Genomic DNA, 26,683 nt, shown 5'->3' with positions numbered 1-26,683 from the left:
ATGCCCGGTGGCAGGCTCACCCAGCAGGAACGCCAACAGATCGCCCTGGGGCTGGCCGACGGCCTGGCCTACGCGGAGATCGCCAGGCGCCTCGACCGTCCGACCTCGACGGTCACACGCGAGGTGGCGCGCAACGGCGGTCCCGCCGGCTACCGCGCGGACCTGGCCCACCGCGCCACCCAGCAGCGCGTCCGCCGCCGCAGGCAGGCCGCGCCCGCGGACACGGGCCGGAAGGAGCCGCAGGCGCACGGGCGCGACGCCGAGGCGGTGCGCGAGTACGAGGAGGCCTTCACCGAGGTCCTGGTGCAGTCGGGCTTGCCCAGGATGGTGGCGCGGGTGATGGTGTGCCTCTACACCACCGACTCGGGCAGTGTCACCGCCTCCGAACTCGTCCGCCGCCTCCAGGTCAGCCCCGCTTCCGTCTCCAAGGCGGTCGCGTTCCTCGAGGGCCAGGGCCTCCTCCGCCGGGAGCGCGACGAGCGCCGCCGGGACCGCTACATCGTCGACGACGACGTCTGGTACCAGTCCATGATGGCCAATGCCCGGGCCGAGGCCCGGCTCGTCGAGACCGCGCGCCAGGGCGCTCGCGTCCTGGGACCGGGCACCCCTGCGGCCGTCCGCCTGGAGAACATCGCCGATTTCCTCGGGTTCGTCCGCGAGAGCATCGTCCGTGCCGCGGAACAGGCCCGCGGGATCCTCCACACCGGTCCCGACACGCTCCCGGGGAGCGCCGCCGAACCGGAGCCCGAGCCCGGTCGGCAGGGATGACCCGGGCCGTACCGCGGGAAGGCTGCTTCGCGCCGACGACCCTGTTCCCCGGGTCCAGAGGCAGGCGCGCCCGGTCCGGGACCGGGGGCCGGGGCTCCGAGACCGGGGCGCTCCGGCCGGTGCCGCGACACGGCGGCCCGCACCGGAAATCCCCGCTTCTCCCCCATGGGGGATTTAGCCTTTGACCTGCGAAAACAATATTTTCGCGCGGAGACGCCCCATGACTGCACCGGTGCTCTCCGAACACCGGGCCCGGCCGGCTTCGCGCCTTCCCGGGCAGAGGCGGCCCCGGGCGCCGGGCCGCCTTTCCAGCACTCCCCGGCGCGGTCGCCGCCGTACGGCCGATCCGCCGCGGACGCGTGGTCACGCGGCCCGCCTCGGTCCGCCCGGACACCGATGCCGCGACCGGACCGATCTCGGAGGAACCATGCACATGTCCAGGCGCTCCCTGCTCGCGGCGGCCGGAGCCGTCGCCCTCGCCGCCGGCCTGCCGGGTGCCACCGCGATGGCCGCACCCCGGCTCCGCCCCGGCACCGCACAGCCGGGGCGGAGCCGGTACGTCCGCAAGGACGTGAGCGGGCTGTTCGACCCGGAAACGGGGGCCTGGGCCCCGGAGCTGTACTGGTACGCCAAGGCCGTCGGGTGGATGAAGGAGCAGCAGCAGTCCGACCCGCGGTCCTGGCGGTTCCAGTGGTACACGCACGGCCGGACCGAGCGGTCGCAGGACGATCCCCCCGAGTGGCACCAGTGTCCGCACCGGAGCCCGTACTTCCTGCCCTGGCACCGCTGGTACCTGTACCACTTCGAGCGGATCGTGCGGAGCGTCATCGTCGCGGAGCTGGGCCGGGACGACATGTCCGACTGGGCGCTGCCCTACTGGAACTACGCGCATCTGGCGGCCGGCGGTGCGCCGGAGGACTCGCAGGAGTGGCGCAGGGTCCCGCTGCCGTTCCGGCAGCGCCGTATCCGCAGTCCCCAGGGCGCGGAGGAAGAGGAGAACCCGCTGTACCTGCCGGTCGACCAGCAGGGCCGCTGCCTGGGGGACGACGCCCTGGACTTCGACCAGGTCGATCCGACCGCGGCGATGCGTGAGGACTTCTTCTGGCCGCCGGAGGGCGAGGAGGGCGGCCGGGTCGGCTTCTCCCGTTCGCTGGAGCGCTTTCCGCACGGTCTGGTGCACAGCGGCATCGGCGGCCTCATGGGGTCGGTGCCGACGGCCGCCGGCGATCCGGTGTTCTGGCTGCACCACGCCAACGTCGACCGCTTCTGGAACGCCTGGATGACCAGGCATCCGATGCCCTCGGACTGGCTGTGGCCCGAGACGCGCCCCAAGCACGATCCCGACGACCCCGACCTCCCCTACATGCTCCGTGACGAGAACGGCGAGCGGCACACCTTGCGGGGCCCCGTCTTCGCCTTTCCCCAGAACGCCTACGTGTACGAGTCACTGACGGACGGCTTGGGGACCGACGAGGTGCCGTCGGCCTTCCTCGTCACCGGAATTCCGCAGGAGGACGTCTCGGAGACGTTCGTGCTCGTCGACGAGACGACGTACCTGGGTCCCGATCCGCTCGTCCTTCCACACGAAGGCGGGGGCGCTGCGGATGCCTTCGCCACTGCGGTGGGGCCCGACGACCGGGTGGTTCTCGCCTTCGAGGGTGTGCGCGCCGATGCGACACCGTGTGCGGCCTTCCGCGTCTTCCTCGGCGACGACGAGTCGGACACCGATCCGGAAGGTCCCGCCTTCGTGGGCCACCTGCCGTTCTTCGAGAACGTCGGTCCCCACGCCGCACACTCGGAGGGTACCGAGGTGTTCTTCGACGTGACCGAGACGCTGCGGCAGCTGCCCGACCGGGCCTGGGACCGCGAGGGGGTGCCGGTGGTCCGGGTCGTCCCGGACCCGGCTGCGGAGGCGGGAGGAGCCGTCGAGGGTGATCCCCGTCTGGCCTGGGCCGCTCTCACGGTGCTCTGAGGCCCGGACGAGCCCTCGGCCGCCCCGGACCGGCCGGCAGCGGATGCGCGCAGGCACCCGCCGCCGGCCGGGTTCCGGAACTCCGCGCCTCCCGGCGCCGCCGGGGATCAGGGACGGGATGAGGCGCCCCGAGGGGTGAACACCGCCTCGCGCGCCCTCCGAGGAGTGACCGCTCCCCGAAGGGCGGGGTCGGTGAGCAGCACCACCGGGGCGATCCGGTGCGGCGAGAGCGGGCACCACTCGGCGAGGGCCTCCTCCAGGACGTTCCAGGCGTCGTCGTCGGCCCCGTGGGCGGCCAGTTCGCGTGCCGTTGCGAGGGCTCGTTCGAAGGCGGGCGGCTCGGGGGTCCGCCGCTCGGCGAGCCATGCCGTCCACTCCTGGTCGTCCGACGGCAGGCCGAGCCCGGGCAGAGCCTCGTCCAGGAGGCGGAGTTCACGGGCCGCGTCCGCGAAGGTGTCCAGTCCGGCGCTGCGCAGGAGGAGCGGGACCGCCTCGGCACGGATCTGCTCGGTGCCGATCTCGGCCACGACGTGAGGGCGGCGCAGCAGGTCCCTCAGCTTGTGGTGGACCCCGCGGAGGTCGAGGAAGGCCGAGAGCACGACCTTCAGGTAGGCGGCGGCACCCGATCCCTTCTCCTCGGCCCGGCGGAACACGTCGAGCGCCTCGTGGGCCTGGCCCTCCAGTGCCGCCCGGCGCCCCTGGGCCAGCAGGTCATCGGCGGCCTCGGGACGTACCGGGCGCCCCTCGTCCCTGCTCAGCTCCTCGAACGAGGCGCGTTCGGCGGCGACCAGCTCCGCGAAGGATCCGTGGCGCTCTCCCAGCCCCGGATACCAGCTCGCCCAGATGTAGGCGGCCCATTCCCCGTCGGGGGAGACGTCGCCCGCGTCCAGCAGCCAGTACTGGGCGTCGGTCTCGTCGGAGACCAGCAGCGTCGGTCCGACCATTCCCTCCTTCTTCAGATGGTGCTCACCGAGCCCCCAGTCGCTGCCGAGGTCGCGCATCCAGCCGACCGAGGAGGTGCCGCGCAGGCTGTACACGAACGCGCCCATGACGTTCCAACCGTCGGAAGCCGCGAGGAAGGACCGGTAGCTGGGCGGCAGCCGGGTGCCGAGCCGCTCCTCCAGGGCCTCGATCTGCTCCTCGGTGGCGCCGTCGAACCCCAGCCAGGGGGTGGGGTGCTCGCCGGCGCCGGTGGAGTCCTCCTTCTCGTCGAGGAGGGCGAGGATCTCCTCCTCGTCCATGACCCGCAGCATGTCGGCGCTGTACCCGGCCAGGTAGCTCCGCCAGTCCTCGGCGGTCCGTGGAATGCCGACCGCAGCTTCCCCGGCGGTGCCGGTGTACGGCATCGGCGCCTTCCCCGCCTCGTAGCGGTGTCCGGCGAAGGACTCGTAGGTGCGCTCCGCCGAGGAGAAGCGCACACTCTCGAGCTGAAGTTCGGAGGCGCCGCAGTTGCGGGTGATCTCCAGGCGGAGGTAGCGGTAGGGGGTGTCCGCCGCGGGGCCGGTGACCTGGAAGTCGCGGGCGAAGTGCCGCCTGGGGAAGAACTCGTCGGAGCGGGTGTCGAGCACGTCCCACCTCCGCCTGTCCACCGACCCCTTGAGCACCCAGTCGCGGGGGTCCCGGTCGGCGAAGTCGTTGGCGGACACCAGGGTGTAGTGCCGGACGCGGACAGGCCGGGCCATGGTGAACTCGACCCGGTCGGCACAGCGCCAGGAGAGCCACTTGGTGGAATCCTCGTCGAGCAGGTTCTCGGCGACCTCACCCGCGGAGAAGTGTTCGTTGCCGGCCTTCACCTCGCTCACCTCGTTCGCCTCGCCGACCCGGTCCAGGTCAATCGAACGGAGGACGATCACACCTCCCCCGCCCTCCCTGTCGGTCCAGTCGACCCGCGCGACCGGCGCGCCGCCGTCCTCGATGAGCAGCTTCAGGTCTTCCTGCGGCTCCTCCGCCCGCCCGCTCCGGAACCGGTGGACAGGGCGGGCGGTGAGGCGTTTCTCCAGGCAGCCCTTCCACGCGTAGGACGTGCCGTCGGGGCCGGTACGCACGCCCGTGAAGGTGGTCATGGCGGGATCGAAGCCGACCGTCGACTCGTTGCCGTCGCGGTCCCGCCAGCCGAGCTGGGCCAGGGAGACGGCCTTTCCGGGCTCGAACCCGACGGTCAGCCGGCTGCCGGGAACCCACCCTCCTCCGGGCCGCTGCTGTTCGGTGCGGAAGACGAGGGCGGGCGCGGTCTCTGGCACAGGGGCTCCAAACGGTGAGGGGTTCCGTCGCAGAAGCCGAGAAAAAAGGGTGTCGGCCTCTGCATCCGCGCAGAAGCTATCCAGGTACTCCGACATTCGGCGCCGGCAGCGGTGCACCCTCGCCGCCCGTGCGGCGGAAGGAGGTTCCCGGTCTCCCCCTCGCCCCGGTCAGGCCACGGGCGGCAGGGGAACGCCCAGAACCATCACCACCGGGGAGCAGAGCAGCGCGCCCACCCGGATTCCGGTCTCCACGGGGCTCTTTCCGGTGTGGAAGGCCAGCGGGGAGCTGAACATCCACCAGCGCTTGCCCCGGACCCGGAACGGCCAGGCCAACGGAACCCCGGAGCGGGTCAGCCAGTCGCCCAGGACGTGCGTCAGCGCCCCGGTGGACACCGTCAGACCGACCAGCCACGGCGCGGGACCGGAGTCCCCGGCCAGCAGCATGCCGGCGCCGAAGGCCGCCGCGATCAGCAGCGCCACCCGCTTGCGCTTCCTCCGGGTGCTCCATCTCCTCAGCGACCGCGCGACCGTCCCCAGCCCCAGCGCGGACATCGCGAACACCAGCAGGGCCGCGCCGAGCGGCACGAACGCCAGCGCCGCGGCCACCAGGCCGAACACGAGGCAGGCCGGAACCGTGTGCGTCAGGTGGCGGTGCCCGCCGTCCTTGGGGTCGGCGGCCTCCCACTCCGTCGCCGTACGGAGGTAGACGCGGCGCGACAGGTCCCGCAGTCCCGTCGACACCAGTTCGGTCACCCGCCCCAGCGAGCGGCCCACCGTGGAGCCCGGCTCGTCGAGATCGGGCAGGAGGGCCGCGCCGGCTCCGATCGCCGCGCACATCAACGTCACCAGCGGGCCTGCGTCGCAGAGCACGCCGACCGCGCTGCCCGCGAGCACGCCGGTGGCGGCGTGCGAGGTGCCCATCATCAGCATCTCCAGGTGTCCGAGGGGAAAGGGCGTCCTGATTCTTTCTCGGACCGGCGGCGGATCCCACCTGTTCTCCGAGGACGCCGGGGGTCGGCCTCCGGTGTCACGGCCCGGTGGCGGCTCTCCGGCGTCCGGCGAGGCTCACCACGTCCGCTGTCATCTGCGGGGAAAGCCTCCGCGGGCTGCGCAAGGGGTCGTCACAGAACCGGCCTCATACCCGCTCCAAAGGGCCCTCCGGTCCCATGAGCGCATCGAAGTGGCCGACCAGCCCGCTCACCTGTTCGGGGCTGCGGACCAGCACACCCGCCTCGATGTTGTGGCGCAGTGCGTACCCTTCTCACAGGTCGAGTGCACCATGGCCAAACTGGCCGGATGCCGCCGCCTACACCGCCGCTACGAGCGCAGAGCCGACCACTTCCTGGCCTTCGCCGACATTGCTTGCATCCTGATCTGCTACCGCAGACTCACCGAATGCGACGAGCTCTCAAGGGAATATGGAGACCCGGGTCCATCCCCGCGTGCGCGGGGAGCAGTCTGGCCCCGCGAGAAGTCGACCCGATACCGCGGGTCCATACCCGCGTGCGCGGGGAGCAGATAGGGGAACCCCCACCCCGGTGGGAACCCGGGGGTCCATCCCCGCGTGCGCGGGGAGCAGTCTTGCTGACCTGCGACTTTACCCCGCCAGGATGCCTGATTTTTCAAGTTTGCGAAAAACAGACACCAACAAACAAAAGGAATAAAACACGACAAGCCCCACAGAATTACCCGCCGACCCGGCCACTGACCAGCCTAAAAGGCTCCACGCCCCCAGAACCTACTCCCCGCCGCAGGCTGCTTTTCTCTTGTCAGGCGGCAGCCACCACCCCGGCACCGCCTGTCACCTGCCTCTGGCCGCCTCGAACAACAGATCCCTGGATGTGCGGCCACAGCGCCAACAGGAGGGCATCGATGTCGCGGCCCTCCACCAGGCCGGCGGGGGTGACGGCCCAGAAAGACTGGGTGGCCTCGCCGTAGTAGACGATCAGGTGCCGGTACTGGCGCTGGAGCGCGGCGGCGTGGGCGTGTTCGCGGGCGTATTCAGCGCGGTGTCCGCCCAGGCGGGGCAGCTGCTGGGCTCGTCGGTGCCGGCAGGAGGGGTGGCCGCAGACCGGGCAGACGGGCCCGGGGAGGGGGCGACGCCAAGGCAGCTGCATAGGCTCGGGCCATTGAGCGCGAGCCTGCCGAGGGTGTAGCGGTCGGTGACGCGCTCGGCTGTGGGCGATTGCTCGTGCTCGTCACCGCCGACCGGAGCGTAGAGATCACCTACGACCAACTCTTCCAGCTCGGCCCGGATCTCACGTGCTGTCGGGGGTGTGAGGCCCCTGTCATCGCCCGTGGCACATGGCTAGAGGTCGGTGGGGACAGGGTGTTTGGTGTTCTCGGGTCGGCCCTCAAGCAATCTGGAATCTCTGGTCCCCGAGCTCGACCTCCACGTGCAGCGAACCACCGAGTGCCTCGACATAGCGCCGCAGGGTATCGATCTGGGTACGCTCGATGCCACCTCTCTCGATGCTGGACACCCGGTTCTGGCTGACGTTCAGCCGCTCGGCGAGTTCGACCTGGGTGAGTGCGGCTTCTTCGCGCAGCTCGCGCAACCGATGGACGATGACGTCTTCCAGTATTCGCCTCTTGTGCGCGTTCACCGCTTCCCGGTCGACGGGCCGTTCGTTCAGCATGTCCTGGAGGCTTGTACCCATCACTGCCCCTTCTCGAGCCTGCCGATGTGCTCATCGAACAGGTCGTCGGCGACTCGGATATTCCTGGTGTACCACTTGTTCCAGTCTCGGGACTTGTCCCCCGCCACGAGCATGATCGCTTGACGCCGGGGGTCGAACGCGAACAGGATCCTCAGTTCCGAACGACCGCTGGAGCCGGGGCGGAGTTCTTTCATGTTCTTGTGCCGTGAACTGTGGACCGTGTCCACCACAGGCCGTCCCAGTGCCGGCCCGAACTCACTGAGGACTTCGAGCGCCGCAATCACCTGTTCGTAGGACTCCGCGTCGAGTTGCCGCAACCATTGCCGTACCAGTCCAAGTTCGATCTTCCACACGATGATAACGCTACAACACAGGTGTTGTAAACCATGTGTGTTTTGGAAAGAGCGAAGCCCCCCTGGATCCGGAGTCCGGGAGGGCGCGCGAGAGGGGTCAACAGGCAATGGGAGCAGGGCTCCAGTCGGCGAGCGGCTCGGTGTAGGGCCACAGCGCCAACAGGAGGGCATCGATGTCGCGGCCTTCGATCAGGCCGGTGGGGGTGATGGCCCAGAAGGACTGGGTGGCCTCGCCGTAGTAGACGATCAGGTGCCGGTACTGGCGCTGGAGCGCGGCGGCGTGGGCGTGTTCGCGAGCGTATTCGGCGCGGTGGCCGCCCAGGCGGGGCAGCTGCTGGGCGCGTCGGTGTCGGCAGGAGGGGTGGTCGCAGATCGGGCAGACCGGTCCGGGGAGGGGTGGCGCCAGGGCAGCTGCGGAGGTTCGGGTCGGGGGTCGGCAGCCGGGCGGGGAGCGGGGATAGGATTCTGCATCAGATCCTCTTTTCCATCCTGTATGTGTGGTTTGGGTTTTGGGGGATTCAGGGCCCGGAAGAGCGTTGCCGCGCTCTCCTGGGCCCGTCTCATGTCATCGGCATGTGCAGCGTGAGCAGCTCAGCTGGTGGTGAGGGTGTTCCAGGAACTTCCGGCCAGGTCGTAGGCCAGGTGGAACCAGACGCTGCGGTACTGGGCGTTGCCGTTGTAACCCCACTCGGAAGCCAGGGCGTCCACCAGAGCCAGCCCCCGCCCGGACTCAGCGCCCAGGTCCAGACCGTCGGGGCTGGGGGCCAGGTGAACATCGCGCTCACACAACCCGCCCAGGTCACGGCAGGTCAGACGCAGACCTTCGCGGTTGCGCTCGACTTTGAGGACGTAGCTGCCGCCCGGCCGCCCTGAGAGGGAGTGGCAGATGGCGTTGTTGGCCAGCTCCGAGCCCAGCAGGGTGAACAGGTAGCGGTAGTCGCTGCTCTGGTCGGCGGCGCAGGTGTCCAGGAACGCGCGCACCAGCGGCATCACCGCGGGGGTGCCGGCGAACTCGTAGTGGCGCATCCGGTAACCGGGCCGCTCCGCCCGCCCGGAGAAGTAGTGGCGGTGCGCGGAACGGATGAAGCACGAGAGCGGGACGGTGGCCTGGCCCAGCTCGGGCATCGGGGCACGGGTGGTCGAAGGCATGGCGGATGCACTCCTTGGCATGTGTGAGCAGGGGTTGAGCGGGCCCGTTGAAGGAGTCTCACGGTTGCTGTGATGCGCGGAACGGGCAAGGCGTAGCCTGACCGGCAGGAACTCTTGGTGATGCGCCGGTCACTGGCCACACCTCCATAGTGGTACTCGATAATCGAGCTGGCAACGATTATCGAGAAAATCTGGATAGGATCCAGCCATGCACAGACCTTTCAGCCCCACAGTGCGGCGCCGACGCTTGGCGCGAGAGCTTCGACGGCTGCGCGAGTCACAGGGATTGAAACTGTCGGCGGCAGCGAAGGCAGCCTCCGTCCCTCAGTCCACACTCAGCAACATCGAAGGTGCCGATGCGCGTCGTATCAAGGCACGCGACATCGACGCGCTCGCGGATCTCTACAAGACTCCCCCGGAGGTACGTGCAGCTCTCCATGAGCTTGCCCGGGAATCCAAAGAGCAGGGATGGTGGTCCAGCTACAAGGATGTCTTCGGCACCAACGCCATACCCGACTTCGAGGCCGAGGCGTCCATGATCCGGACCTACCAATGCCAAGTCATCCCTGGTCTCCTGCAGACGCCCAGATACAGCGAAGCCGTCTTCCGAGGTGGGCGCGCGTACTCAGATGACGAAGTCAGGCGCAACGTCGATGCTCGGCTGCAGCGCCAGCACGTGCTGGGACGCTACCAAGCACCGCACTTCTGGGCCGTGATCGACGAAGCCGCCTTGAGAAGGCGACTCGAAGACCCGGAGATCATGAGAGAGCAGCTGCACCACTTGCTCGACATGGCCACCCGAAGGAACGTGGACATACAGGTGCTCCCCTTCGATGCAGGCATGCACGCCGGTCTGTCCGGCTCCTTCGTTCTGCTGGACTTCCCCGATCCGGCAGACCCCTGCATCGCCTACACCGAGACCGCCACTGCAAGCCTTTTTATCCAGGACCCTGATGATGTGCAGCGCTATGTCACAATCTTCTCTCATCTGAACTCGGCAGCACTGCAAGCTTCGCGGACCACACGTTTCATCCAACAGATCCTTGAGCAGGAGGAAGGTTCATGACCACCAGAACCGGGCTGCGGTTCTTCAAGTCCAGCTACAGCAGTGACCGAATCGAGTGCGTCGAAGTCGCCCACATCCCCACTAACTTCCGCAAGAGCAGCTACAGCGGCCAGGAACCGAACTGCGTCGAGGTCGCCGACCTGCCCTGCGGTGCCGCTGTCCGCGATTCCAAGCACCCCGACGCCGGGCACCTCCCCTTCCCCGCCGACGAGTGGGCCCGCTTCCTCCACGCCGCTCTCCAGTAGCCCCGCACACCGGCAGAGCCGGCCGCGGCCCCGTGGACCACGGTCGGCTCTGATGTCAACCCTGCATCCGGAACGGTCAGGATCGCAGCGGAAAGCCTGTCCTGCCGGTCCCGCCGATCCGACACGGTCCCTGCTGCCCGCCACGGGCAGGGCCCCGGCGCCCCGGTCAACCGGCACCGCTCCAGCGCCGCATCCACCAGGACGGGACAGGTCCGCCGACTGGAGTCCGGTCTTGGCACCCCTCCAGAGTGTTCGGGTACGGTCACCCGGCCGCCCCGGTTGCTCCAGCGCAAGTTCAGGCCGGCTCGGAGCCGAAGCCGAGCCGCTCCAGAAGGAGCTCCATTCTCTTCCTGATCTTGGGGTCCGGCTCCTCGCGCACTGCAGAGCGGAGCAGAGACACAATGCCCACGGAGAGCGGCCGGTCCTGCCACGCCTCCAGAACTCTGACCGCACTCGCCCGCACCGCGACGCACCGGTTGCGCAGGCCGACGCGAACGAGCGACCGACCTGATCCCGGGATCCGCGCCATACAGCGCAGAACCTGCTCCAGCACCTGCTCGTCCTCGTACCCCGGCCCGACCGCCGCCACGTCGGTCGGCCCCGTGTCCAGCCGATCGAGCGGCAGCAGCGTCTCGTCGAGCTCCACCAGGCCGGTGGCCCGCTCCTGGGAAGAAGCCCACCGGAAAGCCCAGGCCCAAGCGGCGGCATCCCGCGGGGCGACACGCAGACGCCGGAGAACGTCATCGAACGGCCGCAGGCCCAGCTCGTGGGCCGGCCACAGCGCGGCGCCGAAGTCCTCCCGTTCAGGGTCGGCCAGATGGGCGCGGACCAGGTCCGTCCATTCGGGGTGTTCCAGCAGTCGGGAGAACCGCCTGCCGAGCCGGGCCACCTCTTCCGCCGGGCGCCCCAGATCTCCGGGGATGCCGAGCAGGTAGAGGCGGATCCTCGTCAGATCGGCGAGTCGGCCCAGGGGGGCGGGCACGCCTTCGACCAGCTCGGCATAGCGTTCGAGTGCAGTGAAGGCGCCTGGGTAGTCCGCCAGGCCTTCGGCCACTCCACCCTCGGCCATGGCCATGGCGCTGAGGAGCCTGCCGGCTCCGTCGAGCAACACCTCGTCCGTCCCTGCCTCCGGCCCTTCGCCGGTGAGGGCTTCCACCAGCCCGAAGTTCACCGCAACGAAGTGGGCGAGGTAGCTGTCCATGACACCGTTGCGGAACCCCTCACGCAGTAGCCATGCGCGGATGGCGGGATCGGCGGCACCGCGCAACCGCTTCACCGCGTGGATCCGGCCCCACCCTGTGGTTCGCCGGGCGATCAGGAACAGGTCCGGCTCGGGATCGGGCACGGCGCGCCACAGGGCGACCGCCGCATAGAGCGCGAACTCGTCGAGCGACCCGAGCAGCACGAGCAGGTCGCGTTCACGTTCGTCGCCGCACAGGCCCAGCAGCACCAGCGCGATCTTCAGGGCGTTCCGGTCGGTGCCGTATTCGGCGATCCACCGGGCGAGTTCTCGCACACGCGCTGGGGGCGCCTTCCGTTCGGCAAGCGGATCGGCGAAGTGGTCGGCGACCGTCAGGGCGTCGGTCCCGGCGAACACGTCGTGGAGGTGTTGGAACACAGCGGTGCCGACAGGGTTCTTCACGGCCCGAGCGATGGCCTCGACCAGGGTGTCGGCCTGTCGCGTGTCTGCGTCGATGCCCGAGTGATGTGTGCGGACCCCGTCGAGGAAGACGCTGCTCATGGCGACGTTGGCCCAGCCGGGCAGATCGTCGGGAAACGGCCGACCGCCGTCGGGCCAGGGTGGTTCGCCGTGCTCGTCGAAAAGGGAGAGGACGTGCTGGAGAAAGGTGGACCGTCCATCGGCGGGAGCACCGTGGGTCCGCTCAAAGGCGCTCAAAGGCCCGGGCGGAGGCCGCCCTTCCGTGAGATGCGGGTCGTCATTTCAGCAAGTGTGGCCCCTTCCGCTCCTCGCTGCAAGGCCGGGCCGGTCCAGGTTCCGGAAGACGGCACGCGCGGGCAGCGGCTCGGGCAGGGTAAGTTGCCGAAGGACGGCATCGAAGGGCCTTGGGCCCGGTCCGTCACGCTCCACCGTGACAAGCACCGCTCGTCCAGAACGCTACGCGTCCCGGCAGGCCGCACCAGGTCGACGTGATCATCGGCTCTGGCCTCGGCACGGCTTTCCCCACCTGAGCGGTGAACCGCAGCGCCCCACCTCGGTGCCGAGCATCGTGATGGCCGTGGCCGTCCTGTCCGGACATCGCGTGAAGGGTTCGGAAGCGGGGGCCGATCAGGGACCCGGGTGCTTCGGCAGGAGCCACGGGCCGACGTTCTGCCGGACACGGCGTACTGCCTCGGACCTGCGTGTCGGCGTTCGTCCATAACACGGCCAGGATCCGGGAACAAGACCGTTGACGCGCCTGCGACGAGCATTTAGCTTCTGCAAAAGAAAGCGCTTTCCAAATGTAGGCACGGACTCCGGAGTTCCCACCCCCCACCTGGAGACAGACGATGCAACTGAGACCCTCCCTGGCGTGCGCGGGCCTGCTGGCCGCCGTGCTCGTCGGCCTGCCCGGTACCGCCGCGCAGGCCGAGACCACCCGCTACGAGGCCGAGGCCTCCCCGGCCGTCTGCACCGGCACCATCGACTCCGACTGGTCGGGGTACACCGGCAGCGGGTTCTGCAACGGCACCAACGCCGTGGGCGCCCACGCACAGTTCACCGTGACCGCCCCCGCTCCGGGCACGGTGACGCTGAAGGTCCGCTTCGCCAACGGCACCGGCACCGCGCGGCCCGCCGACGTCGCGGTGAACGGCTCGACCACCGCCTCGGCGTCCTTCGAGAGCACCGGCCGGTGGGACGCGTGGCGGACCAAGACACTCACTGTGCCGGTGAACGCCGGCAGCAACACGATCCGCCTCACCCCCACCGGTTCCGAAGGCCTGCCCAACATCGACCACCTCGACGTCGAGACCGACGGTGGCGGCGACGTCCCGCCGCCCCCGGGCGCGGAGCTCTACGTGTCCCCGACCGGCAGCAGCAATGCCTCGGGCACGCAGTCGGACCCGACGACGCTCGCCTCGGCGATCGACCGCATCACCCCCGGCGGGACGATCCACCTGCGCGGTGGGACCTACCGCTTCTCGGACACGGTCACCCTTCCGCAGGACAGCGGAGGCACCTCGGGCGACCGTACAGAGCTGTGGGCCTACCCGGGCGAGACGCCGGTGCTGGACTTCTCGGCCCAGAGCGAGGACTCGGCCAACCGCGGCCTGGCCCTGGAGGGCTCGTACTGGCACATCCGCGGCATCGTCGTGGAGCGCGCCGGCGACAACGGCATCTTCGTCAGCGGCAGCCACAACGTCGTCGAGCGCACGGTGACGCGCTTCAACCGCGACACGGGACTGCAGATCTCCCGGCGCGACTCGAGCACCCCCGAGAGCCTCTGGCCGTCCCACAACCTCGTTCTCAGCGCCGAGTCGCACGACAACGTCGACTCCGACGGCGAGGACGCCGACGGCTTCGCCGCCAAGCTCACCTCCGGCCCCGGAAACGTCTTCCGCTACGCCGTGGCCCACAACAACATCGACGACGGCTGGGACCTCTACACCAAGTCCGAGACGGGCCCCATCGGAGCCGTGACCGTCGAGGACTCCCTCGCCTACGGGAACGGCACCCTCAGCGACGGCTCCCAGGCCGGGGACGGCGACCGCAACGGCTACAAGCTCGGCGGCGAGGACATCGGCGTCGACCACGTCATCAGGCGCAGCATCGCCTATGACAACGGCAAGCACGGATTCACCTACAACCGCAACCTCGGCTCGATGACGGTCTCGGACAACGTCAGCATCGGCAACGAGGAGCGCAACTTCAACTTCGACGGCGGCTCCTCGGTGTTCCGGGGCAACACCTCGTGTGACAGCGGCTCCAAGGACCGGATCATCGGCAACTCCGACAGCTCGAACCAGTTCTGGTCGGGGACGAACGGATCCCGGTGCTCCTCCTACAGCGGCTCCCTGGACTGGTCCTTCGCGGCGGACGGGCGTCTCGTCGTGACCTTCGGCGGTACCCCGGTGACGCCGTAGCCGGTCACCCCCTGTCGGCCCGCCCGGTTCCGCCGGGCGGGCCGATCCCTGTCTCGGACCGCCCGCCTACCGCGCCGTCTTGTCCGCTCTTGTCCGAAACACGCGCAAAAAGCAGTCACTCCTCCGAAAGGAAATCAATTCCTGCAAAGAGGACCAGCTGCGGAAACCCCTACTACGGTCGCATTCGCAGAGAAATCAATGCTTTCCTTGCCGCATTATCCGCACAACCGGATGTGTATCTTGGGAAACCGCTGACGATTGCCGTCTCAAGGCTTTACCTTCATGGTGAAACGTTTGCCGGAGGACAGGAGACCTGCGGGATGACACAGAGCGTGAGCGGACGTACCGGGTGGGATCGGCAGCAGGTGGCGTCGCACCGACAGGCCGGGCGCGGCGTGGGGGAGGCCAAGGGCCCCCGTGAGCAGCACGTCGAGTCCCGGCAGCGGCTCGCCGCGTCCCGCACGGCGGAGGTCAACCACCGCGTCTCGTGCCTCGACTCCGTTCTCACCGACGCCCTGAAGCGTGCTCCCCTCACCTTCGACGACCTCGCGGTGAAGCCGGAGTTCCCCCGCTTCCGGCCCGGCCACCTGGCCGTTCCCGAACCCGAGCCGACCTGGGCCGGGTACGAGCCCGAGCCGCCCGGGCCGCTGGAGATGCTGTTCGGCGGCGCCGGCCGCCACAAACAGGTCGTGGCCCGGGCCGAGGAGGTCTTCCGGGAGGCGCTCGACGAGTACCGGCAGCGGGAGGCCCGGCGCGTCGCCGAGCTGGTGCGGGCACGCCGGGAGCACGACGAGCGCGTCCGGGAGATCGAGAACCGGACGCGGGCGGAGAACGAGGCCCTGCGGGCGCGCGCCGAGGAGTTCCTCGACGGCTGGTACGTGGCGGTCGAATGGTTCGTCGAGCGGGTCCTGGAGCGGTCGGCGTATCCGCCGGGGTTTCCGAAGAAGGTCCGGGTGGCCTACCGGTCGCAGAGCCGCGGTGTGGTGATCGAGCTCGAACTCCCGCCCGCGTCCGTGGTCCCCGACGTGCGCGGCTACGAGTACGCGGCGGCCCGGGACGTGATGGTTCCGGTGCCCCGGTCGTCGGGCGAGGTGCGCAGGCGCTACGCACAGCTCGTGGCCTGCATGGCCCTGCGCACGCTGCACGAGGTGTTCAGCGCGACCCCGGGGGAGGTCGTGGAGACGGTCGTGTTCAACGGGAGGGTGAGCGCCCCGGACCCGGCCCCCGGCGGGGAGTCCCGCCCCCACCTGGTCAGTGTGCAGACCGGGCGCGCCGAGTTCGAGGAGCTGGTGCTCTCCAAGGTCGACGCGGTGGCCTGCCTCAAGCGCCTGGACGCGCGGTTCTCCTCCGACCCCTGTGAGATGGAGGCCGTCGAGCCCTTCGTCGAGTTCGCGCCCGAGGACTTCCACGACAGCGGCGCCACCGTTCCCGGTGTCGTCTCGGGGGACGTGCTCCATCCCTAGAAGGGCCGCGGTGGACGTGGTCCGGGCCGTGTTGTGTGGATGTTCTCGCCGTGTCGGCGGAGCCGATCCTCCGGCGAACGGCCGGCCAGGCGTTCCCTTGCGAGGCGGAGAGCGCAGCTCGGCCCGGTGGGCTTCGCAAGCTCTCCGGCGCGGCAAGGGGGCGCCTGGTCGGCCGTGCGGCCCGAGACGATCCGAAATAGCAAGGCCTAGGGTCGGCGTGCTCGCAGGTGGTCGCGCAGGGCGCGGGCGACCCTGGCCATGAGGGCCTCGGCTCCGGGTTGGTGGACGGCCGGTACGAGCGACTCGGTCAGTGCCGCGACGGCGAAGGACTGCCCGTCGGCGTGCTCGACCACGCCGATCTCGTGGCGCAGGTTGAGCACCGTGCCGGTCTTGGACGACCAGGTGGAGGCGTCGGAGGAGAAGTCGGGTGCCAGCCGGTGGCGCAGCACGTTGTGGCGCATGAGTTCGCGTACGCGCGCGGCCACCTGGCCGTCGATGTGCCTGGGCCGCCACAGTTCCTGGAGCAGGTCGGTGAAGGCCTGGGCGCTGCCGGAGCTGGCGCGGGTGGTGTCGAGTTGGGGGATGCGGTGGCCGCGTCCGGCCGTTCCGCCGCCGATGGCCAGGGAGTGGGCGAGGTGGATCTCGTCGCGGTCCAGCTTGTCGGCGGGGGTCTCGTTGAGGTCGCGGGTGTCGCTGCGCACGGTGATGCCGCGCAGGCCGATGCCGCGCAGGAAGGCGGTGACCTGGGCGGGCGGGGTGAGTCCGAAGAGCGCGCCGGCGGCCACGCCGTCGCTGAGGCAGGTGCTCAGGTAGAGCAGGTCCTCGACGGCGATGCGGGCCGGGTGGCGGAACTTGCTCATGCCGGTGCTGCCCGAGTCGAGGTCGCGGCCGGGTTGTACGAGCAGGGTGCGGGCGCCGTCGATCTCGCCGGTGCGGATGCGTTCGAGGGTGGCCAGGGCCAGGGGGACCTTGACGAGGGAGGCGGAGGAGAAGTCGAGGTCGGGGTCGAGGCCGAGTTCCTCGCCCGTGTCCAGGTCGCGGACGAGGAAGGAGCCGCGCAGTCCGGCCTCCTGCAGCTCGTCGCGCAGTGCGTGCAGCAGGGCGGTGGTGTTCACCTCGGTCCTCCCGGGGAGCCGAGGCAGCGGGCGATGTCGCGGTCGAGCAGGTGGCGCAGGCGTTCGGCCTCGTCTCCGGTGCCGGCGGCGAGGTCGTAGCCGCGGGCCAGGTCGGTGCCGCCCAGGGGGCGCCAGTAGAGGTCGAGTTCGTCGGCCTGGGCGGGCGAGCACAGGAGGAGGTCGGCGCCGGCCAGGACCTCGGTGGCGGCCGCGGCCAGGGAGGGGGCGGTGGCGACCTGGGTGGGGCGCAGGCCGAGGGCGTCGCGCATGCGGGTGAGGGGGTCGCGGATGTGGGGCACGTCGTCCTCGGGTTGGAGCCACAGGCGCCGGGGGCGGGTGCCCAGGTCGGTGCGGCCCAGGCGCAGGGTCTCCAGGTGGAGGGTCCCGGTGGCGGGCCCTTCGGTGGCGGCCGCGCCGAGGGGGACGGTCCAGTCGGCCTCGGCGGACGGTACGGCCAGGAGGGCGGCGCGTACGTCGCGGTCGCGCAGGAGGGTGCGGCGTGCGGCGGGGGCCGCGGGGACGGGGTCGGCGGCCACGCCGGCCTCGCGGGCGCGGGCGCCCAGCAGGGCCAGGTCCAGCGGGGTGCAGGTGTCGGGGACGGCCAGGCGCAGGGGGCGCAGTGCGGCGCGGGCGGCGTCGTGCTGGAGTTCCTCGGCGGCCTGGAGCAGTCTGCGGGCGGCGGGGAGCATGTCGCGGCCGAACTGGGTGAGTACGGCCCGGCGGGTGGAGCGGTCGAACAGGCGCCCGCCCAGGTGTTCCTCCAGGGCGGCGACGCGCCGGCTGGCCACGGGTTGGGGGATGCCGGCGGCGGCCGCGCCGGGGGTGAAACCGGCGTGGTCGCTGACGTGGACGAAGGCCAGGCAGGCTCCGACGAGGTCCATGGCACCTGATCTTATGCAGAAAGTGCATGGAACCACGCACTTTCGTCTTGGACAGCATGATGCGGCCGGGACAGACTTCTGTCCGGTGCCTCCCGAGGGGGAGGTGCCGGCGCCGGGCCCGGTGTGCCGCACTCTCGTAAAGGACGAAAGACATGTTCCAGCACCCTGTGCGCCTCACGGTTCCGGCCGTCGTGGCACTGATGGTCCTGCCGCTGGCCGCGTGCGCCTCTTCGGAGCCGGCCGCCGATCCGCAGGGCGGGTCTCCGTCGGCCGCCGAGGCTGCGGTCGACGGGTTCGCCGCTCTGGAGGAGGAGTTCGACGCCCGTTTGGGGGTCTACGCGGTGGACACCGGGACGGGCGAGGAGGTGGCCCACCGTGCCGACGAGCGCTTCAACTACGCCTCCACGCACAAGGCCCTGTCGGCCGGTGTGGCTCTGCGGCAGAACTCGCCGGAGGAGCTGGAGGAGGTGGTCTCCTACTCGTCGGAGGATCTGGTGGAGTACTCGCCGATCACGGAGGAGAACGTCGCGACGGGTATGACGCTGAGGGAGCTTCTGGACGCGTCGGTGCGCTACAGCGACAACACGGCGGGGAACCTGGTCCTGGAGGAGATCGGCGGGCCCGAGGGGTTCGAGGACGCGCTGGAGGAGATCGGTGACGACGTGACCGATCCCGAGCGCTGGGAGACCGAGTTGAACGAGGCGGTGCCCGGGGACGAGCGCGACACCAGTACACCTCGCGCGATGGTCGGGAGCCTGCGGGCGTTCACGCTCGGGGACGCGCTGCCCGAGGACCGGCAGGAGATCCTCAACGACCTGCTCGTGCGCAACACGACGGGGGACGCGCTGATCCGCGCGGGTGTCCCCGAGGACTGGACCGTGGGCGACAAGACGGGGTCGGCCGGCTACGGCACCCGCAACGACGTCGCCGTCCTGTGGCCGGACGAGGGCGACCCGATCGTGCTGGCGGTCATGTCCAGCCGTGACGAGGCCGACGCCGAGCACGACGACGCGCTCGTGGCCCGGGCCGCGGAGGCCGTGGTCGACGCCCTGGGCTGAGGGGTCCGGCGGAGCCCGGGCATGCCGGGCGGGGCCCCGCGGCCGGTCGGCCGCGGGGCCCGCGGGTGTCAGTCGTCCTCTTCCTGGTGGTGGTCGAGGTTGGTGGTGCCGCGGCGCCAGTAGCCGTCGACCTCGCAGGTGGCGTTGCGGACGAAGCCGCGCTCCTTGAGCAGGCGCCGGATCGGCTTGAGGGTGTCGGCCTCGCCGGCGGCGTAGACGAATCCGTCGCCCTGGGGCAGTTCCAGGGCGCGGAAGGCCTCCAGCAGCAGGTCGGTGCTGCCGGGCTGGGCGTCGCCGCGGTGCAGCCAGGTGATCCGGGCCCCGGCGGGGGCGTCGAGCTTCTGCTCCTCGGCGGCGTCGGCGACCTCGAGGAAGGCGAAGACGCGGGCGTCGGAGGGCAGTTCCTCGATGTAGCGGGCGGCGGCAGGCAGGGCCGTCTCGTCGACCAGGAGCACGTGGTAGTCGAAGTCGCCGGTGATCCAGGCGGTGCCGCGGGGGCCGAGCACGCCGATGCGGTCGCCGGGGCGGGCGGCCTGGGCCCAGCGTCCGGCGGGGCCGTGGTCGTGGGCGACGAAGTCGATGACGAGGCGGTCCTCGTGCAGGGCGCGGACGGTGTAGTCGCGGTAGACGACGCCGGGGTCGCGGAAGTTGAGGCAGCGGTCGTCCTCGACGACGGGCAGGACGTGCCCGCCCTCCTCGTTGGGGAACCAGAGCTTGACGTGGTCGGCGAAGTGGTCGCTCCGCATGCCTTCCAGGTCGGGGCCGGCGAGGTGGAGGCGGACCATGCGCGGGGTGATGCGTTCGGCGTGGGCCACCTCGAGCACGCGCCGCCGCAGCGGGTACATCTCGATCCGGCGCTCGTGGTCGGTCATGTCTTCCAACTCCTTGTGGGTGCGGTTCCGCTACGGGGCGGAGTGTTCGGGCTCGGTGAGGACGCGGGCGGTGCGCAGGCCCGCGAAGAGGGCGGCGGCCGCGGCGGTGCAGGCCACGGTGAGGGCGCCGCCCGCCAGGAGGGCGCCCGCGGCGCCGACGAGGGGGGCGAGCGCGCCGAGGGTGAGGGCGCCGGTGGAGTCGCCGACGGTGGCCTGGGCGGTCCAGACGGCGTTGACGCGGCCGCGCAGGCGGTCGGGGGTGTGTGATTGCAGCAGTCCGTAGCGCAGGATCTCCCCCACGACCTGGCCGAGGCCGAGCAGGGCGAGGAAGGCGAAGGCCGCAGGTGCCCAGGAGGAGAGGCCCAGGGAGGCGACGGCCAGGCCGCACAGGGCGACGGAGGCCAGGAGTGCGGTGCCGGTGCGGCGGGCGCGTCCGGCCCAGCCGCTGGTGAGGGAGCCCAGGAGGGCTCCGGCGGCGGGGGCGGTGTAGAGGAGGCCGACCAGGGCCTCGCCGCCGCCGAGGACCTTGTCGGTGAACTCGGGGACGAGCACGGTGGGCGCGGCGAAGAGCATCTGTACGAGGCCGAGCAGCAGCAGGGGGCCGACCACGCGGTGGCGGACGGCGAAGGCCGCTCCTTCGCGCAGGGCGGCGGGGAACGGCTGGCGGCCTGCGTCCCCGCCGGCCTCCAGTCGGGGCAGGCGCCAGACGAGGGCGGTGGTGACCAGGGACAGTGCGGCGGTGACCGTGTAGTTGGCGCCCATGCCCCACAGGGCGATGACGGAGCCGCCCAGGGCGGGGGCCAGGACGGCGCCGAGTTCGCCGTTGAGTGCGAGGAGGGCGCCGGCGGCGGGGAGCTTGCTCCGGGGGACGAAGCCGGGTGCGGCGGCCTGGAGGGCGACGGCGCTGAAGGAGCCGAAGAAGCCGTTGAAGGCGGCGGCCGCGTAGATGACCCAGAGCCAGGGCTGGTCGAGGAGGAGGGTGTTGGCGGCCAGGGCGCCGAAGCCGACGACGGCGGAGCCGCGGCCGAGGACGATGAGGCGGCGCCGGTCGCCGCGGTCGGCCAGGGCCCCGCCGACGAGGGTTCCGGCCAGGACGCTGAGGGCGCTGGTGGTGTGGACGGTGGCCACGGCCAGGGAGGATCCGGTGAGTTGGTACACCTGGAGGGGCAGGGCCACCGCGGCGAAGCCGAGGCCGAAGACGGAGACGAGCCGGGCGATGAAGACGGTCCTGAACTCGGGGCTCGTGCGCAGCGGGCTGACGTCGACCATCAGCTGGGAGAGCTTCACGGGTACCTAACTGGGTGCGGTGGTGTCCGGGCGGGGCCGGAGCCCCCCATCACGTTGGCACACCCTGCGGCCTTCCGGGGAGGCCGCAGGGTGCGGGGGCGTCAGGCCATGGCCTCGCGCAGGCTCCGGGGCCGCAGGTCGGTCCAGTGCGTGTCCACGTACCGCAGTGCCTCGTCGCGGCCGGTGGGGCCGTGGACGGCGGTCCAGCCGGCGGGGACGGGGGCGAACTCGGGCCACAGCGAGTGCTGGTCCTCGTCGTTGACCAGGACGAGGAAGGTGCCGTCGGGGTCGTCGAACGGGTTGGTCATGCCGTGCTCCTTGCGGGCTACAGGTCCTGGAGGACCGTCTCGATCTGGTCGAGGACGTCGTTGGCCTGGGCGTAGGTGCGCGAGAAGCTGTAGCGCAGGGGGTGGACCTGCTCGTTCTGCGCGGCGGGCAGGGTGCTCCACAGTTCGTGGCCGAGGAGTTCCTCGGTGAAGGCGTCGGGTTCGAGGGTCACGTCGGTCTCGTAGAAGACGACGTCGGCGTCGGCGAGGGCGTCGATGTTCTCGTAGGAGTACCAGGCGGCGAAGTCCTCGCCGGCGGGCTCGATGGCTTCGGTGAGCCGGGCGCCGAGGCCGTCGAGGGTGGAGCCGCCCCAGGCGTTGGAGTTGACGACGGCGAATTCGTCCTCGACGGCGAAGACGACGGCGAAGGTGTGCTCCTCGAGCTGTTCGGCGTAGGTCCGGCCGATCTCGTCGGAGCGGGTCTCGAAGGTCTCGCGTTCGGCTCGGGCGCGTTCGCCGTCGCCGATGATCTCGGAGAGTTCGAGGGTCATGTCGCGCAGCTGGGAGTCGGCTCCGTCGAAGTCGAGGAGGACGGTGGGGGCGATCTGCTCCAGGTCTTCCTTGCGGGCCTCGTAGTCGGCGTGGCTGACCTCGCGGACGCCGCCGATGATGAGGTCGGGTGCGGCGGTGGCGACGGCTTCGAGGTTGATCTCCAGGGACGCGCTCTGGACGACGGGGGCCTGTTCGAGGATGCCCATCTGCTCCTCGGTGTAGAGGGAGGGGGTGGGTTCGATGACGCCGGCGGGGGTGATGCCCGCTTCGAGGAGGACCTCGTTGCCGAATTCCAGGGCGACGATCGACTGCGGGTCGGCGGGGATGTCGACGTTTCCGTAGTCGGTCTCCACGGTCACGGTGTCGGCGGCCGCGTCGGCGCTCTCCTCGGTGCTGCCGCCGCCGCAGGCGGTGAGGGTGAGGAGGAGGGCGAGTCCGCCGGCGGGGAGGGCGCCGCGCCCGGGGTGGGTGGTCCTGTGGATCACGGTGGTGTGCTTCCTGTGTCGGTACGGGGGTCGGGGGGGAGGGCAGGAAGGCCCGCGGGGGCGGGCTTTCCCTGACGAACAGGCAGTATGAGGATAGCCTTACCTAAGGCATTGGGCCAGTGGGGTCGGGCATTCCGTCGGACCTGTTCGCTCCTCCCCTGGTCAGAGGGGTGCGGAGGCGGCGCGCAGGGCGCGGTCCAGCTCGGGTCCGATCACCGCCAGCGCGGCGGGGCCGGTGAGGTCGTCGTGGTGGTGGTCCACCTCGGTGTCCAGGACCTGGCCGCCGACGTGCCGCTTCCACAGGTGCGCGCCGATCCCCGAGGCGGGGTCGCGCCCGGCGGTGGCGGTGAAGAAGTGCACGTCGCCGTCGAAGACCCGGTAGCGGCAGCGGTACATGGCGTCGCTGGTGTACGTGTACGCCCGTACGACCCGGTCGATGGTCTCGGCCTCGAAGTCGGCCCAGACCCCGTCGCCGTCGCGGAGGAACTCCACGACGTCCTCGCGCCGGTGGGGCGGGGCGAGCCGCGCGGGCAGGTCGCGCCCGGAGCTGGAGAGCAGGAAGCCGAGCGCCTCCTGTTCGGCCTCGTCCTCACCCACCGGGCCTCCGGCCGCGCGCACGGGGTCGGAGTCGGTGGGATAGGTGTCGAGCATCGCCAGGAGGGCCACCTTCTCCCCCTCGGCCTGCAGGCGGGTGGCCAGGGCGTGCGCGATCTGCCCGCCGAAGGACCAGCCGAGCAGGTGGTAGGGGCCGCTGGGCTGGACGGTGCGGATGTGGCGGGCGTAGAGCTCGGCGAGTGCGTCCATCCCGGCCGGGGGCTCTTCGCCGAGCAGACCGGGGAACTGGATGCCGACCAGGGGCCGGTCGCGGTCGATGTGGGGGGCCAGGCCCGCGTACCCCCAGCTGAGGCCGCCGGCGGGGTGGAGGCAGAACAGCGGTGCCTTGCGTCCGCCCTCGCGCAGGCGCAGCACGGTGGCCAGCAGGTTCTCCCGGCGCGGCGACTCCAGGTACGCGCGCAGCCGCGCGGCGGTGGGGGCGGCGATGAGGTCGCCCGCGCGCAGGCGCTGCCCGGTGCGCTTGCGGATGCGCCCGACCAGGCGCATGGCCAGCAGGGAGTGGCCGCCCAGGTCGAAGAAGTCCTCGTCGGGGCCGACCTCGGGCACGCCCAGGACCGCGGCGAAGTCCGCGCACAGGGCGCGTTCGGTGTCGTCGCGCGCAGGCCGCCCGGCCGGTCCGCGTCCGGAGGGGGCGGGCAGGGCGGCGCGGTCGAGCTTGCCGTTGACGGTCAGCGGCAGGCGGTCGAGGACGACCAGGGCCGAGGGCACCATGGCGTCGGGCAGGGACGCGCGCAGGTCGCGTCGGATCGCCTCGGAGTCGGGATCGGGGCCGGCGGGGACAACGTAGCCGACCAGGCGCTGGGGGCCGGGGGCGTCCTCGCGGACGGCGACGGCGGCCTGGGCGACGGCCGGGTGCCTCTCCAGGGCGGCCTCGACCTCGCCGGGTTCGATGCGCACGCCGCGGATCTTGACCTGGTCGTCGGTGCGGCCGAGGTAGTCGATGCGACCGGCGGCGTCCCAGCGCACGAGGTCGCCGGTGCGGTACATGCGCGATCCGGGCGGGCCGTAGGGGTCGGCGACGAACCGCTCGGCGGTCAGGGCGGAGCGGCCCGTGTAACCGCGGGCCAGTCCGGCGCCGGTGACGTACAGCTCGCCGGGGACACCGGGGGCGACAGGGCGCAGCGCGGTGTCCAGGACGTGCACGTCGGTGTTGGCGATGGGCCGGCCGACGGTGGGGGTGCCGCTGTCGGCGGTGCCGCCGCCCAGGGTGTTGATGGTGTACTCGGTGGGGCCGTAGAGGTTGTAGCCGAGCACGCCGGGGGTGTCGCGCAGGGTGTCCCACACGGTCGGGCCGACGGCCTCGCCGCCCAGCAGGACGAGCGGGGGGCGGTGGCCTCCGGCGTCGAGCAGGCCGTCCTCGAGGAGCTGGCCGCAGTAGGAGGGGGTCACGTTGACGACGTCGATGCGCCGCGCGGCGCAGTAGGCGACCAGGGCGGCGGAGTCGCGGCGCAGCTCCTCGTCCATGAGGTGGACCTCGTGGCCGTCGATCAGCCACAGCAGTTCCTCCCAGGACATGTCGAAGGAGAACGACACGGTGTGCGCCACGCGCATCACCCGGCCGCCCTGGGAGGCGACGACGGGGCCGAAGATCTCCTCGCGGTGGTTGACCAGCATGTTCACCAGGCCGCGGTAGGGCACCTGGACGCCCTTGGGTCTGCCGGTGGAGCCGGAGGTGTGGATGACGTAGGCGAGGTGGTCGGGGCGGCCCGCCGCGGCTGGGCGCGGTGCCGAGACGTCGGCGGCGGCCGGCTCCTCGCGGGTGCGGGGATCGTCGAGCAGGACGCGGTGCCCTCCCCCGTGCCCGGGAAGGCCGCGGGCGGCGGCCGAGGTGGTGACGGTGACGCCGGGATCGGAGTCCTGGAGCACGTGGCCCAGGCGCTCGGCGGGGTGCTCCAGGTCCAGGGGGACGTAGGCGGCGCCGAGTTTGAGCACGGCCAGCAGGGTGGCCACCCAGTCGGCGGAGCGGGGCAGGGCGATGGCCACGCGCACCTCGGGGCCGACGCCCAGGCCGGCCAGGAGCCGGGCCAGGCGTTCGGCGCGGTCGTCGAGCTCGGCGAAGGTGAGGGCCTCGTCGCGGGTGACGAGCGCGGTGCGGTCGGGGTGGCGGGCGGCGGAGGCCTCGAACTGTTCCGCGAGGGTGGAGGGGGGCAGTGCGCGCCGCGTTCCCCTGCCCAGGCCGAGGGCGGCGGCCTCGGCATCGGGTTCCAGGACGCCGAGGCCGGCCAGGGGGGCGTCGGGTGCGGCCGTGATCTGCTCGAGCAGGCGCACCGTGCGGTCGAACAGCTCCCGGGCCCGTTCGGCGGGGACGGCGTCGGTGCGGTGGGCCAGGCTCAGCCGCAGTTCCTCGCCGGGCTGGACGACGAGGGTCAGCGGGTAGTGGGTGGCGTCGGATCCGGTGACCGACTCCAGTCCGGTGAGGCGGCGCACGCGCTGGTAGTTCTCGTCGTCGCGGGGGATGTTGCGCTGCACGTACAGGGTGTCGAAGAGGCGCTTGCCGCCGACGGTGCTCTGGATGTCGGCCAGGCCGACGTGGTGGTGGGGCAGCAGGTCGGCCTGCTCGCCCTGGATGCGCTTGAGCAGTGCGCGTGCGCTCTCGCCCGGGCGCACCCGCACCCGGACGGGGACGGTGTTGAAGAAGACGCCGATGACGGAGTCGACGCCGTCGATCTCGGGCGGGCGCCCGGCCACGGTGCTGCCGAAGACCACGTCGTCGCGGCCGGTGAGCGAGCGCAGGACCAGACCCCAGGCGGCGAGGAACACGGTGTTGGGGGTGACTCCGGTGTCGCGGGCCAGGGCGGTGACGCGCCCGGCCAGGGCCGGGTCGAGGACGCCGTCGACGGTGCGGGGCATGAGGGTGGTGTCGCCGCCCTCTCCGGGGGCGAGGAGGGTGCCCTCTTCCACTCCTTCCAGGGCCGACCCCCAGGCGGCCAGGGAGCGGGCGCGGTCCTGGCGGGAGAGCCAGACGAGGTAGTCGCGGTAGGGGCGGGGGGCGGGCATGCCGGTGTCGTCGCCGCCGCGCAGGTAGAGCTCCATGAGCTCGGCGTTGTAGAGCTCGCCCGACCAGCCGTCCATGACGATGTGGTGGAAGGTGAGGATCAGGGCGTCGCGGTCGGGGCCCAGGCGCACGAGCACGTGCCGGATCAGGGGCGGTCGGGTGAGGTCGAAGCGGCGTTCGCGCTGGGCGACGCGGATGTGCTCGAAGCGGCGGCGCGCCTCGGCCTCGGGCAGGTCGGACAGGTCGGCCTCGTGCCAGGAGACGGGGACCTCGCGGGGGATGAACTGGACGGGGCGCTCCACGCCCTCGTGCATGAAGCCGGCGCGCAGGGACGGGTGGCGGCGCAGGAGGGTGCGGGCGGCGGCCTGGAGGGCGTCGGCGTCGACGCGGCGGGAGAACTCGAAGACGTTCTGGACGGTGTAGACGTCCAGGTGCTGCTCGTCCTTGACGGAGTGGAAGAGCAGTCCTTCCTGGAGGGTGGCCAGGGGGAGCACGTCCTGGATCTCGCCGGTGCCCCCGGGTGCGGGTGCCATGGTCTGGTCTCCTTCGGTGGTGTCG

At 71.2% G+C, this 26,683-nt stretch carries 21 protein-coding genes; 7 read left to right on the top strand and 14 right to left on the bottom strand.

Annotation, left to right across the window (positions count from 1 at the left end; all coding sequences use genetic code 11):
• Together FHS13_RS20345 and FHS13_RS20340 are read left to right on the top strand one after the other, a co-directional pair.
• Window positions 1–768 (top strand): GbsR/MarR family transcriptional regulator, encoded by a 768-nt coding sequence (locus FHS13_RS20345; protein ID WP_184293567.1) that lies wholly within the window; start codon window positions 1–3, stop codon window positions 766–768.
• A 433-nt stretch (window positions 769–1,201) separates the two neighbouring features.
• Entirely contained in the window at window positions 1,202–2,740 is a 1,539-nt protein-coding gene (locus FHS13_RS20340) for a tyrosinase family protein (RefSeq protein ID WP_184293566.1), read from the top strand.
• 107 nt (window positions 2,741–2,847) lie between these two features.
• On the opposite strand, the gene FHS13_RS20335 is transcribed toward FHS13_RS20340, so the two are convergent.
• The 6 genes from FHS13_RS20335 to FHS13_RS20310 form a co-directional block, all read right to left on the bottom strand.
• Window positions 2,848–4,980 (bottom strand): SMI1/KNR4 family protein, encoded by a 2,133-nt coding sequence (locus tag FHS13_RS20335; protein WP_343065107.1) that lies wholly within the window; start codon window positions 4,978–4,980, stop codon window positions 2,848–2,850.
• 168 nt (window positions 4,981–5,148) lie between these two features.
• Window positions 5,149–5,904 carry a metal-dependent hydrolase gene (locus tag FHS13_RS20330; protein WP_184293564.1) on the bottom strand — a complete coding sequence of 252 codons (756 nt, stop codon included), beginning with the start codon at window positions 5,902–5,904 and terminating at the stop codon, window positions 5,149–5,151.
• Window positions 5,905–6,749: 845 nt separating this feature from the next.
• Window positions 6,750–7,097, bottom strand: coding sequence for a hypothetical protein (locus FHS13_RS20325; protein ID WP_184293563.1), 348 nt, complete (start codon window positions 7,095–7,097; stop codon window positions 6,750–6,752).
• Between the two features lie 237 nt (window positions 7,098–7,334).
• Window positions 7,335–7,619 (bottom strand): helix-turn-helix domain-containing protein, encoded by a 285-nt coding sequence (locus tag FHS13_RS20320; protein WP_221443264.1) that lies wholly within the window; start codon window positions 7,617–7,619, stop codon window positions 7,335–7,337.
• A gap of 20 nt (window positions 7,620–7,639) precedes the next feature.
• A complete protein-coding gene (locus tag FHS13_RS21620) occupies window positions 7,640–7,993 on the bottom strand; it encodes a type II toxin-antitoxin system RelE/ParE family toxin (protein WP_343065106.1) in 354 nt (117 codons plus the stop codon).
• A 591-nt stretch (window positions 7,994–8,584) separates the two neighbouring features.
• Window positions 8,585–9,142, bottom strand: a complete 558-nt coding sequence (locus FHS13_RS20310) for an ATP-binding protein (RefSeq protein WP_246405556.1) — start codon at window positions 9,140–9,142, stop codon at window positions 8,585–8,587.
• 208 nt (window positions 9,143–9,350) lie between these two features.
• On the opposite strand from FHS13_RS20310, the gene FHS13_RS20305 reads away from it, so the two are divergent.
• Both FHS13_RS20305 and FHS13_RS20300 read left to right on the top strand, forming a co-directional pair.
• A complete protein-coding gene (locus FHS13_RS20305; protein WP_184293559.1) occupies window positions 9,351–10,208 on the top strand; it encodes a DUF5753 domain-containing protein in 858 nt (285 codons plus the stop codon).
• Window positions 10,205–10,453, top strand: a complete 249-nt coding sequence (locus FHS13_RS20300; protein WP_184293558.1) for a DUF397 domain-containing protein — start codon at window positions 10,205–10,207, stop codon at window positions 10,451–10,453. The genes FHS13_RS20305 and FHS13_RS20300 overlap by 4 nt, the downstream gene beginning before the upstream one ends.
• Window positions 10,454–10,748: 295 nt before the next feature.
• Here FHS13_RS20300 and FHS13_RS20295 read toward each other — a convergent pair whose 3' ends face one another.
• Window positions 10,749–12,350: a hypothetical protein gene (locus tag FHS13_RS20295; RefSeq protein WP_184293557.1), complete on the bottom strand. Its 1,602-nt coding sequence runs from the start codon at window positions 12,348–12,350 to the stop codon at window positions 10,749–10,751.
• Between the two features lie 611 nt (window positions 12,351–12,961).
• Here FHS13_RS20295 and FHS13_RS20290 point away from each other — a divergent pair.
• Together FHS13_RS20290 and FHS13_RS20285 are read left to right on the top strand one after the other, a co-directional pair.
• Entirely contained in the window at window positions 12,962–14,536 is a 1,575-nt protein-coding gene (locus tag FHS13_RS20290; protein ID WP_184293556.1) for a carbohydrate-binding protein, read from the top strand.
• Between the two features lie 332 nt (window positions 14,537–14,868).
• Window positions 14,869–15,999 (top strand): hypothetical protein, encoded by a 1,131-nt coding sequence (locus FHS13_RS20285; RefSeq protein WP_184293555.1) that lies wholly within the window; start codon window positions 14,869–14,871, stop codon window positions 15,997–15,999.
• A gap of 206 nt (window positions 16,000–16,205) precedes the next feature.
• On the opposite strand, the gene FHS13_RS20280 is transcribed toward FHS13_RS20285, so the two are convergent.
• Entirely contained in the window at window positions 16,206–17,114 is a 909-nt protein-coding gene (locus FHS13_RS20280; RefSeq protein WP_184293554.1) for a serine hydrolase, read from the bottom strand.
• Window positions 17,111–17,995 carry a LysR family transcriptional regulator gene (locus tag FHS13_RS20275; protein WP_184293553.1) on the bottom strand — a complete coding sequence of 295 codons (885 nt, stop codon included), beginning with the start codon at window positions 17,993–17,995 and terminating at the stop codon, window positions 17,111–17,113. Before FHS13_RS20275 ends, FHS13_RS20280 begins: the two co-directional genes overlap by 4 nt.
• Before the next feature lie 152 nt (window positions 17,996–18,147).
• Between FHS13_RS20275 and bla the strand changes: the two genes are divergently transcribed.
• The gene (gene bla / locus FHS13_RS20270; protein WP_184293552.1) at window positions 18,148–19,053 is read left to right on the top strand and encodes a class A beta-lactamase; all 906 of its coding nucleotides are present in this window, start codon (window positions 18,148–18,150) and stop codon (window positions 19,051–19,053) included.
• 68 nt (window positions 19,054–19,121) lie between these two features.
• Here bla and FHS13_RS20265 read toward each other — a convergent pair whose 3' ends face one another.
• The 5 genes from FHS13_RS20265 to FHS13_RS21795 form a co-directional block, all read right to left on the bottom strand.
• Window positions 19,122–19,925, bottom strand: a complete 804-nt coding sequence (locus tag FHS13_RS20265; RefSeq protein ID WP_184293551.1) for a siderophore-interacting protein — start codon at window positions 19,923–19,925, stop codon at window positions 19,122–19,124.
• A 30-nt stretch (window positions 19,926–19,955) separates the two neighbouring features.
• Window positions 19,956–21,212: an enterobactin transporter EntS gene (gene entS, locus FHS13_RS20260; protein WP_343065105.1), complete on the bottom strand. Its 1,257-nt coding sequence runs from the start codon at window positions 21,210–21,212 to the stop codon at window positions 19,956–19,958.
• 101 nt (window positions 21,213–21,313) lie between these two features.
• Window positions 21,314–21,520, bottom strand: coding sequence for an MbtH family protein (locus FHS13_RS20255; protein WP_184293550.1), 207 nt, complete (start codon window positions 21,518–21,520; stop codon window positions 21,314–21,316).
• Window positions 21,521–21,537: 17 nt separating this feature from the next.
• Window positions 21,538–22,515 carry an ABC transporter substrate-binding protein gene (locus FHS13_RS20250; RefSeq protein WP_184293549.1) on the bottom strand — a complete coding sequence of 326 codons (978 nt, stop codon included), beginning with the start codon at window positions 22,513–22,515 and terminating at the stop codon, window positions 21,538–21,540.
• 162 nt (window positions 22,516–22,677) lie between these two features.
• Window positions 22,678–26,658, bottom strand: coding sequence for a non-ribosomal peptide synthetase (locus FHS13_RS21795; RefSeq protein WP_184293548.1), 3,981 nt, complete (start codon window positions 26,656–26,658; stop codon window positions 22,678–22,680).
• Window positions 26,659–26,683: the final 25 nt, after the last annotated feature.

Source organism: Nocardiopsis algeriensis, assembly GCF_014203695.1.
GTDB classification, from domain to species: domain Bacteria; phylum Actinomycetota; class Actinomycetes; order Streptosporangiales; family Streptosporangiaceae; genus Nocardiopsis; species Nocardiopsis algeriensis.
Note: the sequence above shows the minus strand (reverse complement) of the source record. Positions and strands in the feature narration are given on the sequence as shown.

What these genes read in the sequence shown, in the direction of transcription:
- FHS13_RS20320 (WP_221443264.1), bottom strand. Translation starts at nt 7,619, where the DNA reads ATGCTGAACGAACGGCCCGTCGACCGGGAAGCGGTGAACGCGCACAAG.
- FHS13_RS20265 (WP_184293551.1), bottom strand. Translation starts at nt 19,925, where the DNA reads ATGACCGACCACGAGCGCCGGATCGAGATGTACCCGCTGCGGCGGCGC.
- FHS13_RS20340 (WP_184293566.1), top strand. Translation starts at nt 1,202, where the DNA reads ATGTCCAGGCGCTCCCTGCTCGCGGCGGCCGGAGCCGTCGCCCTCGCC.
- FHS13_RS20305 (WP_184293559.1), top strand. Translation starts at nt 9,351, where the DNA reads ATGCACAGACCTTTCAGCCCCACAGTGCGGCGCCGACGCTTGGCGCGA.
- FHS13_RS20310 (WP_246405556.1), bottom strand. Translation starts at nt 9,142, where the DNA reads ATGCCTTCGACCACCCGTGCCCCGATGCCCGAGCTGGGCCAGGCCACC.
- bla (WP_184293552.1), top strand. Translation starts at nt 18,148, where the DNA reads ATGTTCCAGCACCCTGTGCGCCTCACGGTTCCGGCCGTCGTGGCACTG.
- FHS13_RS20300 (WP_184293558.1), top strand. Translation starts at nt 10,205, where the DNA reads ATGACCACCAGAACCGGGCTGCGGTTCTTCAAGTCCAGCTACAGCAGT.
- FHS13_RS20345 (WP_184293567.1), top strand. Translation starts at nt 1, where the DNA reads ATGCCCGGTGGCAGGCTCACCCAGCAGGAACGCCAACAGATCGCCCTG.
- FHS13_RS20290 (WP_184293556.1), top strand. Translation starts at nt 12,962, where the DNA reads ATGCAACTGAGACCCTCCCTGGCGTGCGCGGGCCTGCTGGCCGCCGTG.
- FHS13_RS20275 (WP_184293553.1), bottom strand. Translation starts at nt 17,995, where the DNA reads ATGGACCTCGTCGGAGCCTGCCTGGCCTTCGTCCACGTCAGCGACCAC.
- FHS13_RS20255 (WP_184293550.1), bottom strand. Translation starts at nt 21,520, where the DNA reads ATGACCAACCCGTTCGACGACCCCGACGGCACCTTCCTCGTCCTGGTC.
- FHS13_RS21795 (WP_184293548.1), bottom strand. Translation starts at nt 26,658, where the DNA reads ATGGCACCCGCACCCGGGGGCACCGGCGAGATCCAGGACGTGCTCCCC.
- FHS13_RS20325 (WP_184293563.1), bottom strand. Translation starts at nt 7,097, where the DNA reads ATGCAGCTGCCTTGGCGTCGCCCCCTCCCCGGGCCCGTCTGCCCGGTC.
- FHS13_RS20330 (WP_184293564.1), bottom strand. Translation starts at nt 5,904, where the DNA reads ATGATGGGCACCTCGCACGCCGCCACCGGCGTGCTCGCGGGCAGCGCG.